This is a genomic window from Pseudomonas sp., from assembly GCF_048265905.1.
In the GTDB taxonomy this organism is placed as follows: domain Bacteria; phylum Pseudomonadota; class Gammaproteobacteria; order Pseudomonadales; family Pseudomonadaceae; genus Aquipseudomonas.
The window spans coordinates 95,929-112,020 of record NZ_JBLXAP010000008.1 but is presented as its reverse complement, the minus strand read 5'-3'; the positions used below and the strand labels follow the sequence as shown (position 1 = coordinate 112,020).

16 protein-coding genes are annotated in these 16,092 nt (G+C 54.1%); 9 read left to right on the top strand and 7 right to left on the bottom strand.

The annotated features are described in order from the left end of the window. Positions 1–41: 41 nt before the first annotated feature. Complete coding sequence (gene rnhA / locus ACN0UH_RS12815; RefSeq protein WP_339512465.1) at positions 42–494, top strand: ribonuclease HI; 453 nt, start codon at positions 42–44, stop codon at positions 492–494. A gap of 30 nt (positions 495–524) precedes the next feature. Here the strand turns inward: rnhA and ACN0UH_RS12810 are convergent, their stop codons facing one another. Further along, complete coding sequence (locus ACN0UH_RS12810) at positions 525–1,181, bottom strand: CoA transferase subunit B (protein WP_417662400.1); 657 nt, start codon at positions 1,179–1,181, stop codon at positions 525–527. A 26-nt stretch (positions 1,182–1,207) separates the two neighbouring features. After that, positions 1,208–1,906, bottom strand: coding sequence for a CoA transferase subunit A (locus ACN0UH_RS12805; RefSeq protein ID WP_417662399.1), 699 nt, complete (start codon positions 1,904–1,906; stop codon positions 1,208–1,210). 116 nt (positions 1,907–2,022) lie between these two features. On the opposite strand from ACN0UH_RS12805, the gene ACN0UH_RS12800 reads away from it, so the two are divergent. The 6 genes from ACN0UH_RS12800 (at position 2,023) to nudC (ending at position 9,779) form a co-directional block, all read left to right on the top strand. Continuing rightward, on the top strand, positions 2,023–2,910 hold the full coding sequence (locus ACN0UH_RS12800) for a LysR family transcriptional regulator (RefSeq protein ID WP_417662398.1): 888 nt from the start codon (positions 2,023–2,025) through the stop codon (positions 2,908–2,910). Between the two features lie 51 nt (positions 2,911–2,961). Continuing rightward, positions 2,962–3,738 (top strand): DNA polymerase III subunit epsilon, encoded by a 777-nt coding sequence (dnaQ, locus tag ACN0UH_RS12795; protein ID WP_417662397.1) that lies wholly within the window; start codon positions 2,962–2,964, stop codon positions 3,736–3,738. 120 nt (positions 3,739–3,858) lie between these two features. Continuing rightward, positions 3,859–6,114 carry an Orn/Lys/Arg decarboxylase N-terminal domain-containing protein gene (locus tag ACN0UH_RS12790; protein WP_417662396.1) on the top strand — a complete coding sequence of 752 codons (2,256 nt, stop codon included), beginning with the start codon at positions 3,859–3,861 and terminating at the stop codon, positions 6,112–6,114. A gap of 295 nt (positions 6,115–6,409) precedes the next feature. Beyond that, positions 6,410–7,222: a crotonase/enoyl-CoA hydratase family protein gene (locus ACN0UH_RS12785; RefSeq protein ID WP_417662395.1), complete on the top strand. Its 813-nt coding sequence runs from the start codon at positions 6,410–6,412 to the stop codon at positions 7,220–7,222. A 50-nt stretch (positions 7,223–7,272) separates the two neighbouring features. Beyond that, entirely contained in the window at positions 7,273–8,949 is a 1,677-nt protein-coding gene (locus tag ACN0UH_RS12780) for a ferrous iron transporter B (RefSeq protein ID WP_417662394.1), read from the top strand. Beyond that, positions 8,949–9,779 carry an NAD(+) diphosphatase gene (gene nudC / locus ACN0UH_RS12775; protein ID WP_417662393.1) on the top strand — a complete coding sequence of 277 codons (831 nt, stop codon included), beginning with the start codon at positions 8,949–8,951 and terminating at the stop codon, positions 9,777–9,779. Before ACN0UH_RS12780 ends, nudC begins: the two co-directional genes overlap by 1 nt. Here nudC and ACN0UH_RS12770 read toward each other — a convergent pair. Then, entirely contained in the window at positions 9,747–10,526 is a 780-nt protein-coding gene (locus tag ACN0UH_RS12770; RefSeq protein WP_417662459.1) for a TSUP family transporter, read from the bottom strand. The genes nudC and ACN0UH_RS12770 overlap by 33 nt on opposite strands. A 107-nt stretch (positions 10,527–10,633) precedes the next feature. Here ACN0UH_RS12770 and ACN0UH_RS12765 point away from each other — a divergent pair, with 107 nt between their 5' ends. Beyond that, positions 10,634–11,281, top strand: coding sequence for a hypothetical protein (locus ACN0UH_RS12765; RefSeq protein ID WP_417662392.1), 648 nt, complete (start codon positions 10,634–10,636; stop codon positions 11,279–11,281). Between the two features lie 81 nt (positions 11,282–11,362). Here the strand turns inward: ACN0UH_RS12765 and ACN0UH_RS12760 are convergent, their stop codons facing one another. The 4 genes from ACN0UH_RS12760 to ACN0UH_RS12745 form a co-directional block, all read right to left on the bottom strand. Beyond that, the gene (locus ACN0UH_RS12760; protein WP_087516525.1) at positions 11,363–12,130 is read right to left on the bottom strand and encodes an SDR family oxidoreductase; all 768 of its coding nucleotides are present in this window, start codon (positions 12,128–12,130) and stop codon (positions 11,363–11,365) included. 25 nt (positions 12,131–12,155) lie between these two features. Beyond that, on the bottom strand, positions 12,156–13,223 hold the full coding sequence (locus ACN0UH_RS12755) for a phosphotransferase family protein (RefSeq protein WP_417662391.1): 1,068 nt from the start codon (positions 13,221–13,223) through the stop codon (positions 12,156–12,158). Positions 13,224–13,553: 330 nt separating this feature from the next. After that, positions 13,554–13,865, bottom strand: a complete 312-nt coding sequence (locus ACN0UH_RS12750; RefSeq protein ID WP_417662390.1) for an SCP2 sterol-binding domain-containing protein — start codon at positions 13,863–13,865, stop codon at positions 13,554–13,556. A gap of 54 nt (positions 13,866–13,919) precedes the next feature. Continuing rightward, a complete protein-coding gene (locus ACN0UH_RS12745) occupies positions 13,920–14,630 on the bottom strand; it encodes a histidine phosphatase family protein (RefSeq protein WP_417662389.1) in 711 nt (236 codons plus the stop codon). 364 nt (positions 14,631–14,994) lie between these two features. On the opposite strand from ACN0UH_RS12745, the gene sohB reads away from it, so the two are divergent. Then, entirely contained in the window at positions 14,995–16,014 is a 1,020-nt protein-coding gene (gene sohB / locus ACN0UH_RS12740; RefSeq protein WP_417662388.1) for a protease SohB, read from the top strand. Positions 16,015–16,092: the final 78 nt, after the last annotated feature.

Genomic DNA, 16,092 nt, shown 5'->3' with positions numbered 1-16,092 from the left:
AGTTCGCCTGTTTGATTTAATTATTGAGAGAAATGCTCTGCATGTCAGAACAAGTTGAAATCTATACCGATGGCGCGTGCAAGGGTAACCCTGGCGTAGGTGGCTGGGGCGCTTTGCTGGTGTTCAAAGGTGTCGAGAAAGAGTTGTGGGGCGGTGAAGCCGAGACCACCAACAATCGCATGGAACTGACTGCGGCAATTCGTGGGCTGGCTGAACTCAAGCGCGAATGCGATGTACGTCTGGTGACGGACTCACAATATGTCATGCAGGGTATTCAAGACTGGATGCCTAACTGGAAAAAACGCGGCTGGAAAACTGCCGCCAAGCAGCCGGTCAAGAATGCAGATCTATGGCAACAGCTAGACGAGCAGGTTAACCGGCACAAAGTGACCTGGCAGTGGGTGCGCGGCCATACCGGCCATCCCGGCAATGAGCGCGCCGACCAACTGGCTAATCGTGGGGTTGATGACGTCAGGGCTTTGAAGCACGCCTGACTTCACCACCGCTGCCTGGCGGTGACGGAGTCAGAATGTCATTTCCGGCACTTGCTCGGGGATGATCAGCCGCCCCGCCGTTTTCTCGACAATTTCCTCGACACTAACTCCTGGCGCGCGCTCGCGCAGAATGAAGGCGCCGCCTTCAATTTCCAGGTAGGCGAGGTCGGTCAGCACTTTTTTGATGCAACCGGCACCGGTGAGGGGCAGGCTGCAGCGTGGTAGCAGTTTGGACTCACCGTCTTTGGATGCGTGGGTCATGGTCACGATGATATTGTCGGCACCCGCCACCAAATCCATGGCGCCGCCCATGCCTTTGATCAGCTTGCCCGGAATCATCCACGAGGCGATGTTGCCGTCGACATCGACCTCGAAAGCGCCGAGCACGGTGAGATCAACATGACCGCCGCGAATCATGGCGAAGGATTCGGCGGATGAAAAAATAGAGGCGCCTTTGACTGCCGTAACGGTCTGTTTGCCAGCATTAATCATGTCAGCATCGACTTGATCGTCCCTGGGGAAGGCGCCCATGCCGAGCAAGCCGTTCTCTGATTGCAGCATCACTTGGATGTTATCGGGCACGTAGTTGGCCACCAGTGTTGGAATGCCAATGCCCAAGTTAACGTAGTAGCCGTCCTTGAGTTCGCGCGCCACGCGTTGAGCCATTTGTTCGCGGGTAAGTGCCATAGTCGCCTCTTGTCAGTTCGGATGGGTCACGCCAGCACGGTGCGTTTTTCAATGCGCTTTTCGAAGCGGCCTTGAATGATTCTGTCGACGTAGATGCCGGGAGTGTGGATCTGTGCCGGATCGAGTTCGCCGGGTTCGACGATTTCCTCAACTTCGACCACGGTGATGCGCCCTGCAGTGGCGGCCAGTGGGTTGAAGTTCTGCGCTGTGTGCCGATAGATCACGTTGCCGAAGTGGTCTGCCTTCCAACCTTTGACGATGGCGAAGTCGCCGGTTATCGACGGTTCCAGGATGTAGTTGCGACCTGCGTACTCGCGTACTTCTTTACCTTCAGCAACTGGCGTGCCGTAACCGGTAGCGGTAAAAAACGCCGGAATGCCTGCACCGCCTGCACGTAGCTTCTCGGCAAGTGTGCCTTGTGGTGTCAGTTCCACTTCCAACTCGCCGCTAAGCAGTTGTTGTTCAAACAGTGAGTTCTCGCCGACATAGGAGGCAATCATCTTGCGAATCTGCCGGTCCTCAAGCAGCACGCCCAAGCCAAAGCCATCAACGCCGCAGTTATTGGAAACCACAGTCAGGCCCTTTACCCCAAGACGGCGTATTTCAGCGATCAGGTTTTCAGGGATTCCACAAAGGCCGAAGCCACCGGCCAGTACAGTCATGTCATCGGTGAGACCGGCAAGGGCCTCCGCATAGCTGTTAACGCGTTTATCTAGTCCTGCCATCTCGTTGCTCCTGTGGTAGTGGCATCGGTCGGGGACCGGAGATGGCTTCAGTGTCGGTTGCCAGGTATTATTTGTTAAGTTTGTTTTTTATTAGTATTGATAGGTTTTTCTGAATAATGTCGATCAAGCAGCTTCGTGCTTTTCTGGCTGTTGCTCAGTCCTTGTCCTTTGCGCAGGCTTGCCAGCATTTGCACCTGTCCCAGCCAGCGTTGAGCTTGGCGATCAAGACCCTTGAACAATCGCTTGGCGGCCCGTTACTGGTGCGTACCACCCGTAGCGTGGCGCTGACCCGTGAAGGTGAGGTGCTGTTGCCAATGGCGCGTAGGCTGGTTGCCGATTGGGACAATGCCGAAGAACACCTGCGCCAACACTTCACCCTCCAGCTCGGCCGGGTGGCGATTGCGGCGCTGCCGTCATTTGCCGCAAGCCTGCTGCCAGTAGCGCTCAAGGCGTTTCGCGACGGGCACCCAAATATCAATGTCACAGTGCATGATGTGATCAATGAGCAGGTGGTGGAAATGGTGCGCAACCACCGCGTTGAGTTGGGGGTAGTGCTGGAGCCTGAGTCACTTGAGGGTTTGACTTTTATCCCGTTGTATCTGGATCGATTTATTGCTGTGGTACCTGCAGCCAGCCCGCTTGCCGACAACGAAGAACTGCAATGGAGTGATTTGCTGGGCGAGCCTTTTATTGCCCTGCAACGACCCTCGGCGGTGCGTAGTTTGCTGGAGCGGTGTGTAAGCGAACGTCATGGGCGCTTGCCTGTGGCGTTTGAAAGCCATCAACTGGTGACCGTAGGGCGCATGGTTTCCCAGGGTTTGGGTGTCAGCGTGGTACCAGGTTTATGCCGCGAGCAAATGCAGGCACTCGGTGCACGCTGCGTGGCCTTGAGTCAGCCGCGGGTTGAGCAGCGGGTGGGCTTGATTCATCTGGCCGGGACAACGCTTTCGGCTGCGGCAAAAGCGTTGATCGAGAAGCTAATTGAGACTACTGACAGGCCCTAGGATGGATTTACCCATGTTAAGATTCAGCCTGTGTTTAGAGGCGGGTATACGATGACGGTTAACAATCAAGCAACTGATAGAAAAGTAGTTCTCGATACAGAAACGACCGGTTTGCCGGTTACTGATGGCCATCGGATTATCGAGATCGGTTGTGTTGAGATGATCGGCCGACGCTTAACGGGGCGTCACTTTCATGTGTACCTGCAGCCTGATCGCGAGATCGATGAAGGCGCCATCGCCGTCCACGGTATTACCAACGAGTTCCTCACCGACAAGCCGCACTTCAAAGACATCGCCGACGAGTTCTTTGAGTTTATCAACGGCGCCCAGTTGATCATCCATAACGCACCGTTCGATATTGGTTTCATCAACAATGAGTTTGTGCTGCAAGGTCGAATGGATCGTTCTGATCTGACCGATCATTGCTCGGTCCTCGATACCCTGGTGATGGCCCGTGAGCGTCACCCAGGCCAGCGCAACAGTCTCGATGCGCTGTGTAAGCGATACGATGTCGACAACTCGGGTCGTGATCTGCACGGCGCCTTGCTCGATGCCGAGATTCTGGCTGATGTTTACCTGGCCATGACCGGCGGCCAGACCAACCTGTCGTTGGCTGGTGACGGCTCCGAAGGTGATGGTACTGGCGGGCGTCAGCAACCGACGCCAATCAAACGCTTGCCAGCGGATCGTCCCATGACCAGGATTATTGCTGCCAATGAGACGGAGTTGAGCGAGCATGCGGCGCGGTTGGCTGCGATTGAAAAGTCTGCCGGGGCGCTGCCGTTGTGGCTGCAAATGGAGCTGCCCAAGGTCGAAGCCGAGTCTTGAGAATTATTCGCGCGCGACCTTTTCGTACACTGTGAAGCAGTGGGGGTTCCGCCAGCGTTGCGCAAGCTCTAACCTGAGGTGATAGGCAGGCCGTGGCCTGTCACTTTCAGGGACAACACAATGCATAAAGATCTAAAGTTTCCTGTACTCATTGTTCATCGCGACATCAAGGCCGATACCGTCGCCGGTGATCGCGTGCGGGCGATTGCGCAAGAGCTGGAGCAGGATGGCTTCAGTATTTTGTCGACAGCAAGCTCGGCTGAAGGGCGCATCGTTGCTTCAACCCACCACGGTCTGGCCTGCATTCTGGTGACCGCCGAGGGGGCGGGGGGAAACAAGCACCTGCTGCAGGATATGGTTGAGCTGATCCGCATTGCCCGTGCGCGTGCTCCGCAACTGCCAATCTTCGCCCTTGGTGAGCAAGTCACTATCGAAAACGCGCCCGCCGAGGCAATGGCTGATTTGAATCAGTTGCGCGGCATTCTTTATCTGTTTGAAGATACCGTGCCATTTCTCGCTCGTCAGGTGGCCAGAGCTGCACGTAATTACCTTGATGGTTTGTTGCCGCCGTTTTTCAAGGCCTTGGTGCAGCACACTTCACAGTCCAACTATTCCTGGCACACGCCGGGGCATGGTGGCGGTGTGGCCTATCGCAAAAGTCCGGTGGGACAGGCGTTTCACCAGTTTTTTGGTGAAAACACCCTCCGTTCGGACTTGTCTGTCTCCGTGCCAGAGCTTGGCTCACTGCTCGATCACACCGGGCCACTGGCTGAGGCTGAGGCGCGCGCGGCGCGTAATTTCGGCGCTGATCACACCTATTTCGTGATTAATGGCACCTCAACCGCAAACAAGATTGTCTGGCACAGCATGGTCGGACGTGATGATTTGGTGCTGGTGGATCGCAATTGCCATAAGTCGATTTTGCATTCGATCATCATGACTGGTGCGATTCCGCTGTATTTGTGCCCGGAGCGTAATGAGCTGGGCATCATCGGACCGATTCCCTTGAGCGAGTTCAGTCGCGAGTCGATTCAGGCGAAAATCGACGCCAGTCCGCTGGCCCGCGGCCGCGATGCTAAGGTCAAACTGGCTGTGGTCACCAATTCGACCTATGACGGGCTCTGCTACAACGCTGAACTGGTCAAGCAAACCCTTGGCGATAGTGTTGAAGTGCTGCATTTCGATGAGGCGTGGTTTGCCTACGCGGCCTTTCATGAGTTTTACCGTGGTCGTTACGGTATGGGCACCACCTGTACCGAGAACACGCCGCTGGTGTTTACCACACATTCGACGCACAAGTTGCTCGCGGCATTCAGTCAGGCATCAATGATCCATGTGCAGGATGGCGGCGTGCGTCAGCTCGACACTGATCGCTTCAATGAAGCCTTCATGATGCACATTTCAACCTCGCCTCAATACGGCATCATCGCTTCGCTGGATGTAGCCTCGGCGATGATGGAAGGTCCGGCTGGCCGTTCGTTGATTCAGGAAACCTTTGATGAAGCGCTCAGCTTCAGGCGTGCATTGGCCAACCTCGGGCAAAATCTCAGCGCCGATGATTGGTGGTTTACTATCTGGCAGCCGCCGCAAGCTGAAGGCACGGTTGACATCGCAACCGCTGACTGGGTGTTGCAACCGCAGGCTGATTGGCATGGCTTTGGTGACATTGCCGAAGATTATGTGCTGCTTGACCCGATCAAGGTCACCTTGGTCATGCCCGGGCTCACCGCTGGCGGCAAGCTGGATGAGCGTGGGATTCCCGCGGCTGTGGTCAGCAAGTTTCTCTGGGAACGCGGCCTGGTGGTCGAGAAGACTGGCCTGTATTCCTTCCTCGTATTGTTCTCAATGGGCATTACTAAAGGTAAATGGAGCACGCTGCTCACCGAGTTGCTGGAGTTCAAGCGCAGCTACGACGCCAATTTGCCTTTGAGCAGTGTCTTGCCATCCATTGCCAAGGCCGGTGGTGCGCAGTATCACGGGCTAGGGCTGCGTGATTTGTGCGATGCGCTGCACGATTGTTACCGTGAAAATGCCACGGCTAAAGCCCTTAAGCGCATGTACACGGTGTTGCCTGAAATCGCCATCAAACCAGCTGATGCCTATAACCAACTAGTACGTGGTGAAGTTGAGGCGGTGCCAGTGAGCCAACTGCAAGGGCGCGTGGCTGCGGTGATGTTGGTTCCATACCCGCCAGGTATCCCGCTGATCATGCCAGGTGAGCGGTTCACTGCGGCGACGCGCTCAATCATTGATTACCTAGAGTTCGCCCGTCGTTTCGATGACAGCTTTCCAGGTTTCGACGCTGACGTGCATGGCTTGCAACGCCGTGAAGATGCTGGTGCAGTGGTTTATACCGTCGACTGTATCCGCGAATAAACCCTTCTGTTGCGTGCTTTGCACCGCGCACCGACGGCAACGGGTTGCTGGGTTCCGCCACCACCCGTTGTTATCCGCCAAGATGTTATCCGCAAAGACCGAATCGGCCATAGGCCGATATCGATTCTCGGTAGATCAATACCTTAGCTACGCTTATCAAAGCTATGCTTTAGCCTGAGAAAGTGGCCTGCGTCACAGTGGATAGGATCGACATTTATGTCGTGCTTGATATAGTTGGGCGGCTATTTTTAGAAGAAAATTTTGCGCGCTCAATCTGCCGCTGAGGAACCAAGCCATGGCCGAATACAAAGCCTTTCAGGTTGAATTGGCAGATAAAATTGCCCATGTGCAAATCAACCGCCCTGAAAAAATCAATGCAATGAATGCAGACTTCTGGTCAGAGATCATTGAAGTCTTCCGCTGGATTGATGCCACGGACGAAGTTCGGGTTGTAGTGCTTTCAGGTGCGGGCAAGCATTTTTCATCGGGCATCGACCTGATGATGCTGGCGCAGGTTGGTAATGACTTAGGCAAGGATGTGGGGCGCAACGCCGAAACCCTGCGCCGCAAAATTCTAGAGCTGCAAGCGTCTTTTACTGCCGTGGATCTGTGCCGTAAGCCTGTGCTGGCGGCAATTCATGGTTATTGTCTGGGCGGTGCGATTGACTTGGTGTCGGCTTGTGACATGCGTTATTGCACTGAAGATGCCCAGTTCTCGATCAAGGAAATCGATATTGGCATGGCCGCCGACGTGGGTACATTGCAGCGGCTGCCACGTATCATCGGCGATGGCATGATGCGCGAGCTGGCCTTTACCGGCCGCACTGTCGACGGGCTTGAAGCACGCAGTATTGGTCTGGTTAACCGCACCTACGCCGACTATCACGCCTTGCTCGATGGGGTCATGCAGCTTGCAAGACAAATCAGCGAGAAATCACCTGTGGCAATCCGCGGCACCAAAGAGATGATTCGCTACATGCGTGATCACCGTGTCGATGATGGCCTTGAGTATATTGCTACCTGGAACGCCGCCATGCTGCAGTCGGCAGACTTGCGCGTGGCCATGGCTGCTCACATGAGTAAGCAAAAGCCGGAGTTCGCCGACTAATGCAATGCCCGCAATTTTTATTACCTACAGCGCGGGAGGCGCAATAGCTCATGGTTTCCGGTGCTACTTCGCTTAATCTGGTTCGTGAAGAACTGTTCGCCACAATGTTCGAGGCAGAGTCGAGCCTTGAGCAGTTCATTCTCGAGCGCCACAACGGCAGCCTGTTGCAGCAAGCTGTAGAAAGCTTGCATCAGGTGCGAGGCACGCTCAATTTGATTGAGCTGGCTGGTGCTGAGTTACTGGCTCAAGAAGTGCTCGATCAAGCCACCGATATTCCTGCAGGTGCCGGTGAAGAGCGAGATGTGCAGATCGCTGCGCTGAGCAATGCGCTGCACGTGTTACGTCGCTACCTTGAAAATCTTGATGCGCACCGTCAGGAAATGCCTGAGCTGTTGTTGCCCGCAATCAATGATCTGCGTAAAGCGGGCGGCCAGCATGCATTGCCAGAAAGTTTTTTCTTTAGTGTGCGAATCGATCAGCCGCGTCCGCGTACGGCGCCGCCTGCGCTGGATGCTGCTGCTAAAGAGGTGGAAGGTCGTCGTTTACGGCAGATGTATCAGGTCGGTCTGCTCGGTTTTATTCGCGAGCCGAATCCGCAAAGCAGCCTTAAATTGATGACTCGGGCGATGCAGCGCCTCGACGGCCTGTTTGCTAATGAACCCCGTGGCCGTCTTTGCTGGATTTGTGCGGCCGCATTAGAAGCGCAGAACGAAGGGTTACTGCTATCGCGTCAGCCACGTAAGCAATTGTTTGGCCGGGTTGATCGTGAGCTGAAAAAAATCCTTCTCAACAGCACCTATGAGCCGCCACGCAGCCTGCTCAAAGAGCTGCTTTACCTGGTCGCATTATCCGATAGCGCCGGGCCGCAGGTGTCTGCCTTGCGCAAGGTGTTTGGTCTAACCCCGCTGCCCTTTACCGATCACCTTCTTGAGCAAGAGTCGCAGCGTTTGGCTGGGCCGGGACAGTCGGTTATGCGCTCGCTTAGCACCGCGATTCGTGAAGAGCTTTCTAGCGTCAAAGACATGCTCGACCTGATTGAGCGCGGTACTGTGCAGGCCGATGTTCTAATGAGTCTGCATGCCTTGCTTGGCAAAATGAGCAAAACCCTGGGCATGGTCGGTTTAAGCTCTGCCGGCAACTCATTGAGTGAACAAGTGCTGGTCGTGGCAGGTTGGAGCGAGGGCACTGTGCCGTCGACTGCCGAATTGCACAAACTGGCTGATACGATTCTCTATGTTGAGGGTATGGTCTCCAGTCTCAACACGGATCAGCCGCGGATGCGGGCACCGGCTGAGCCACAGCGTAGCGAAGCAGAGTTGTTTGCTTACCATCAATTGCTCGAAGCGCGAATTGTCGTGATCGATGAGGCGCAAGCGGGGTTGGCCTTGAGCAAGCGGGCAATTACCGCTTATCTGGAGTCCAATGGTGACCGTATGCATCTGGCAAACGTGCCATTCAGTCTGCAAGCGGTACGTGGCGGGCTGTGGTTCCTCGGGCAGGAGCGGGCTGCTGAGTTGATCGGTGCGTGTGCGTCCTATATTCAAACTCAAATGGTTGATACGACCCAGATGCCAAGCGAGCATATGCTCGAAACGCTGGCTGATGCGCTCAGTAGCCTTGAGTACTACCTGGAAGCGGGTGCGGTGATGCGTGAAGAAACTCGCCCAAGTGTGCTGGATCTTGCGGCTGATAGCGTGCGTACGCTGGGCCTCTCGGTTGCTGCCTGATGAATACGCGCTGGCAGCCATCAATTATCGATCACAACCAGCCGGGTGGTTGGGCAATAGCACATTGTAAGCAACACTTTCTGGCCGACAGTAATGGTGTTTTGTTCCCACGTGAGTGGCTAAAAAAACAAGACATTGAGGTCATCGGCGAGCACGGTATTGGGCATTTCGATGGCGATGCCATCTACTTGCTCGAAGTCGATCAGCCGATTGAACTCGCCGGTTCCAGTTGGCAGGGTCTGCGTCAGTTCATGCTGCAGGGTGATGCGGATATGTTCCGCTTGCTGAGTTTTGCTGCGCAAATTGGTACTTGGTCGCGTGAGCATCGTTTTTGCGGCAGTTGCGCCGCAGCCATGCAGCAAGTACCGGGCGAGCGCGCGATGGAATGCACCCGCTGCGAATTGCGCAATTACCCGCGTTTATCGCCGAGCATGATTGTTCTGGTAACACGCGGCGATGAAATCCTTCTGGCGCGCTCGCCGCGCTTTGTCAGCGGTATCTACAGCACCTTGGCCGGCTTTGTCGAAGCGGGTGAGTCAGTTGAGCAATGTGTGGCTCGTGAAGTCTTTGAGGAAGTCGGCGTTGCAGTCAAAAACATCCAGTATCTAGGCAGTCAGGGTTGGCCATTTCCGCATTCGTTGATGCTCGGTTTCCATGCTGAATATGCCTCTGGCGATATCGTCATGCAGCCAGAAGAGATCGAAGATGCGCAGTGGTTTAACGTGCATGAACTGCCGCCATTGCCGGCCAGCCGTTCAATCGCTCGTTATTTGATTGATGTGTATGTGGCGCAGCGTTTAGGCCTGCCCGAACCAGTGTTGCCAAGCTAGGCGTGCAGTCAGTGCTAACACCACCAGAATAAACACCGGGCGGATAAACTTTGAGCCGCCTTTAATAGCGGTGCGCGCACCAATATAGGCGCCAACCATCAGCGCTGAACCCATGCAGATCCCGAGTACCCAAGCCACCTGGCCGCTGGCGATAAACACCGCGAGCGCACAGATGTTGCTGACGAAATTCATGGTCCGTGCAACACCGCTGGCGCGAACTAAATCAAGCGGGTAGAGCAGCAGTGTACTGACCGTCCAGAAGGCTCCGGTGCCAGGCCCAGCAACGCCGTCATACAAACCGAGGGTGATACTTTGGGGCCACTGACGACCTTTGGCGATTGGCGCATCAGGATTAAGTGGGGCGTCCGGTGACTTGCCGAAAAGCAAATACAGTCCGCAGCCGAATACCACCACAGGCAGCATTTGGTTGAGCCACTCTGCAGGTAGCCATTGAGCGATTGCTGCGCCGAGCAAAGCACCAATAGCGGTACCGATTAAGGCATTACGCCAGTTTATTGGGCTGAACAGCTTGCGCCGGTAAAAGGTATAGCTGGCCACGGCTGCGCCAAATGTGGAGCTGAGTTTATTGGTGCCGAGCACCAGATGGGGTGGCAAGCCCACGGTGAGTAGTGCCGGAATGGTGAGCAGACCGCCGCCTCCAGCAATTGCATCAATAAAACCGGCAATAAATGCGACGCCCGCCAGAATTAATAAAGTAGTTGGGTCAACAGCAAGCTCGAAAGGCAGTAGCATAAGAAAAGAAGACCTGTGTCCGGTTGTTCAGCTCTGGCGCTGGGCGGTGATGCAGTCGCTGCGCATAATGCCAGCATTTTCATCAATAAGGGATGTGCTTGATGCAATACGATGGCTTGGCATGGGCAACAGCGCTGCTGGCGATTATTACGGTGCTGGTTGCTGCGCGTATTTTATTTGGCGGCAACTGGCTACTGGGTTGGCTGCGCGGCACCTGTGGTTTGCTTTTCTTGGGATTGGCAGCCCTTATAGGCTTGGTTGCCTACGACCTTTATAGCTATTCACCGTTGCCAGAACGCGGGCCGGTTGCAACTTTGAGCTTTAAGGCGGATGGCGATCGCTATCAGGTGCAAATCACTGAAGGTGAAGCTGTGCACAGGGTGATCATTCAGGGTGACTTGTGGCAGCTGGATGCGCGTTTACTGCGCTGGAAAGGCATCGCTGATCTTATTGGACTTAAACCGGGCTATCGCCTGCAAAAGCTTACCGGACGCTTTTTGGCGATCGAGCAGCAATCCATGTCGCAACACGCTCAAGCGGAGCTTGGGAAAAGCCCTTACGGTATTGATCTGTGGCGCTGGATGCGTTTAGGTAAACACGACTTGATGATGTTTGATCCGCAGGCGCTTCGCGTGACCTATTTACCTATCGCCGACAATGCACAGTATGCGGTGAGCCTGACGCCGACTGGGTTGCTTGCAGAGCCGACTAATGAGGCTGCTAAACAGGCGCTCAAGGATTGGAAGTGACCCACTGAGCTGTTTGTGCCGCCTAAACAAAAGGGACCTTGATGGTCCCTTTTGTTTAGGTCTTGATTCTGCCAGTGGCTGCTATGAAAGGAAGCCACCATCGACATTCAGCGCAACGCCAGTGGTGTAGCTTGAGGCGTCGCTGGCAAGGTAGAGCACGGTCCCGGCCATTTCGCTTGGGTCTGCCACGCGCTTGAGCGGAATGCGTTGCAGTGCAATCTTGAGAATCGAGTCGTTCTTGGTTAGTGCCGAGGCAAACTTGGTGTCGGTCAAACCTGGCAGCAGGGCGTTGCAACGGATGCCGAACTGCGCGCATTCCTTGGCAAAAACCTTGGTCATGCTGATAACGGCTGCTTTGGTTACCGAGTAAATCCCCTGGAACTCGCCAGGCGATACGCCGTTAATCGAGGCGACGTTGATGATGCTGCCGCCGCCGTTTTGCTTCATCAGCTTGCCGCCTTCGATCGACATGAAGTAATAGCCGCGAATGTTGACATCGACGGTCTTCTGGAAGGCCGAGAGATCAGTGTCGAGCACGTTGCAGAATTGTGGGTTGGTCGCTGCGTTGTTGACCAGAATATCCAAGCGACCAAACTGCTCGCGGATCTGCGCGAAGACATTCTGGATTTGCTCCATCTCACCAATGTGACAGGCAATTGCAGTGGCTTTGCCACCCTCGGCGATGATCGCATCGGCAACGGCTTGGCAGCCATCAATTTTGCGGCTGGAGACGATCACGTGAGCGCCTTGCTGGGCCAACAATTTGGCAATGGCCTCACCAATGCCACGGCTAGCACCGGAAACAAATGCGATCTTGCCGTCGAGGTCGAACAGTTGCGTCTTGGACATACAATTCTCCTGAAATTGGGTCAGCTTAAAGTTGTGATTTATTGATGACCTGCAGGCTCATTTGCTCGAGTAGCTTGTTCATCTGGATGAACTGCGCAAAGCGTTTGTCCTGAGTCTGGCCATGGTAAAAGCGGTAGTAAATCTGCTGGACAATCCCAGCCAGACGGAACAAGCCATAGGTGTAGTAAAAATCGATGCTGGCGATTTTGATACCGGCGCGTTCGGCGTAGTAATCGGCAAACTCCTGGCGCGTAAGCATCCCCGGCGCATTGCTTGGCTGGCGGCGCATCAGTTGCATGGGGGCCGAGTCATTCGCTTCGATCCAGTAGGCAAGGGTGTTGCCCAGATCCATCAGTGGATCACCAATGGTGGTCAGTTCCCAATCAAGTACACCAATGATCTGCATTGGATTATTCGGGTCGAGAATGACGTTATCGAAGCGATAATCGTTGTGCACAATGGCAGACTTTGGATGGTCTGCCGGCATTTTGTCGCGCAGCCAGGCCTTGACCGGCTCCCATAGCGGCGCATCAGGGGTGAGGGCTTTTTCGTAGCGGTCTGACCAGCCGTTGATTTGACGTTGTACGTAGCCTTCAGGCTTGCCCAGATCAGCCAGGCCGCAGGCCTTGTAGTCAACGTTATGCAGGTCGACCATTTTGTCGATAAAGCTCATGCACAGTTGGCGCGTCTTCTCGGCGTCCAGGTTAAGTTCGGCAGGAATGTCTGAGCGCAAGATAATGCCGTTGACCCGCTCCATGACGTAGAACTCAGCGCCAATCACGCTCTCGTCCGTGCAGTGAACATAGGCTTTTGGACAGTATGGGAAGCCATCATTCAGTTGGTTGAGGATACGAAACTCACGACCCATGTCGTGAGCTGACTTGGCTTTGTGTCCATGAGGAGGGCGGCGCAACACAAACTCTTTATCGGCGTATTCAAGCAAATACGTCAGGTTCGATGCGCCGCCTGGGAACTGGCTGATGCGCGGTGTGCCGCTCAGACCTGGAATATGCGCCTTGAGATAGATATCGATTGTTGCCGCATCAAGCTCTTCGCCTTCGCGGATGCGGGTGGACTGATCAGTAAGCGCCATACTTATCCCTTTTACTTATGATTAGGGTCCGAGATTATTGACTAATCTAATGCCGAGACTGCACCGCTACAAGCAATTCGCACCGTTATAGACGGGGTTGTTTCTGCTAAATCAAGGTGCCTGATTCTTGCGTGCCCTGTGAGGTTTTCCAGATCACCAGCTCGTAAGGATAGGCGAGGTTCTTCCGCGTGTTTGCAGTGATCGACAGGGGTTATTTCTGATGAAAAAAAACCGGAGCCTGGGCTCCGGTTTTACAGATATCTGCATAACAGTCTTGATAACTGGGCTTGAGCAACAGGTCACTTGGCTCAGCCGGTCATCAAGCAGCTATCAAACTGGGAATAGTTCGCCCAGTTTCATTGCCAGCATCATGTCGCCTTCGGCGCGTAGTTTGCCAGCCATGAACGCTTGCATACCGTCGGTTTCGCCGCTGGTGATGCCTTTCAGGGTTTCAGTGTCCATGATCAGAGTCACGTTGGCGTCATCGCTTTCGCCTTGGTGAACGGCGCAGGTGCCGTCTTTAACGACCAGGTAGTGGTTCTCGCCATCTTCGATGTTGAACTGGAAAACCAGGTCCAGGCCCGCGGCTGCATCGGCGTTGAACTTGGAATTCATGGATTGGACGATGTCTGCAACGCTCATGGTGTATTCCTTTATTTTCAAGTTTTATTGCGCCTAGGCGCATGTATTTAGAACTCACCGATAAGTGATGAGTTCTGGGGTCTTCTCCAGCGCTAAATGCACATTGCTGTTGAAGGAAGCCAGGCTCACTTGTTTGCCGCGAAACCTCAGGCAACTCAGCGAGCTGTTAACGATTTGCCAGTTAAGCTCAAAAGCTTTATCCGGGCGTATACCAGTGATCAGCTGAAGCAGGGCGGTGATTGTGCCGCCTGAGGTAAATACGGCAATACTTTCTTTGTCGTGCGCGGTTTCCAGCAAGCGGTTGAGGCCTTGCTCAACTTGGGCAACAAAGCTGAACCAGCTTTGAAGCTCCGGTTTGTCGTGCTCACCACTGATCCAGCGACCGATCAGAAGGGCAAACAGACGTTGAAATTCGTTACGCTGCTGTTTGGCGTTGCGTAATATCTCCAGCGCTTGCGGTTCCTCCGCTGCTATGTCCGGGAGCAGAGCGCGAATAACCGCTTCGGCATCAAACTCGTTAAACGCTGAATCAATTTGTAATTGCGGTGCTGCATAACCCGACTTGCTCAACTCAGCCATGGCTGAGTTGGCTGTATGTTGCTGGCGACGTAAGTTACCGCTGATGCAGCGATCAAGGCGAATGCCCTGGGCGGCCAAATGCGCGCCTACTATCTCAGCCTGACGGATTCCTATCGGCGACAGCACATCATAATCATCACTGCCGAAGGAGGCTTGGCCATGTCGAATCAGGTAAATTTTGCCCACGTGCGCTGGTATCCAGGTACGTTGAAGTTTAGCGAGGGTATGAGCTTCACAGGGATGCTGTCAACGAAAAAACATACGCTTGTTTGAATCTCTGTGTTGCAGTGCTTCCCTCGCTGCGAAGTTGCTGGGTAATCGAACTATCCCGCAGCTGTTCCACTGTAATAGCGGATGCCGTGCGCCTGGCCTAGTACCTCTGCGTTGCTGTATGGGTTGGCATTAGTTGTTGTGATTGGGTTTGACCCACTCCCTAGGCGTTATCGGGGGAGATCGGTATGCTTGATCGATCTGCCACTAAGCTGCTTCCGACAACTGATTCGGATGAGCCCTGTGCGCTGTAGTGTTGACTCTATTTTGAGGGAATAACGTGGATTTTCTTGCTGATTACGCAGGTTTCTTGGCCAAAACAGTTACTTTGGTTGTTGCAGTTTTAGTTGTACTTCTAGCCATGGGTGCGGCACGTAGTAAGGGGCGGCGTGCGCCGGGGCAGTTGCAGGTTAAAAAGCTCAATGACTTTTATAAGCAGTTGCGTCATGGCCTCGAAGAGTCGGTGCTGAATAAGGATCAGCTAAAGCAATTGCACAAGGCTGAGGCCAAAGCGGCCAAGCAGGAAAAGAAATCCCCTTCGACAAAGCCTCGCGTCTTTGTGTTGGATTTCGACGGTGATATCAAAGCTTCGGCTACCGATAATCTACGTCATGAAATCACCGCTTTGCTAAGTATCGCGACTGCTCAGGATGAAGTTGTTGTACGTCTTGAAAGTGGTGGTGGAATGGTCCACAGCTACGGCTTGGCTTCGTCACAGCTGGTGCGTATTCGGGATGCAGGTGTGCCCTTGACCATTTGCATTGACAAGGTCGCAGCCAGCGGCGGTTATATGATGGCGTGCATTGGCGAGAAGATTATTTCTGCACCATTCGCGATTCTCGGCTCTATCGGTGTAGTTGCCCAGTTACCCAATGTGCATCGTCTGCTGAAAAAACATGAAATTGATTTTGAAGTTCTCACTGCCGGCGAATACAAGCGCACCTTGACGGTGTTTGGCGAAAATACCGACAAAGGCAGGGAGAAGTTTCAAGAAGATTTGCAATCTACACACGAGTTGTTCAAGGGCTTCGTTTCGCGTTATCGCCCGCAGCTTGATATTGATGCCATTGCCACCGGGGAAGTATGGCTAGGCATGGCTGCGCAGGAAAAACTGCTGGTTGACGAGCTGAAAACCAGTGATGAATATCTGGCAAACAGAGCGAAACACGCTGAATTGTTTCACCTGCATTTTGCCCAGAAAAAGACATTGCAAGAGCGCATCGGGATGGGCGCAAGTGTTGCGCTTGACCGTTTTGTGCTGAACTGGCTAAGCCGCCTGACTCAGCAACGTTTCTGGTAGAGATTAATGTAAATTGGTCTGTCAAAACCTGGTTACTTATTAGTCGTACTAAGCTGGCGCAATAACTGTGTGCCGGTT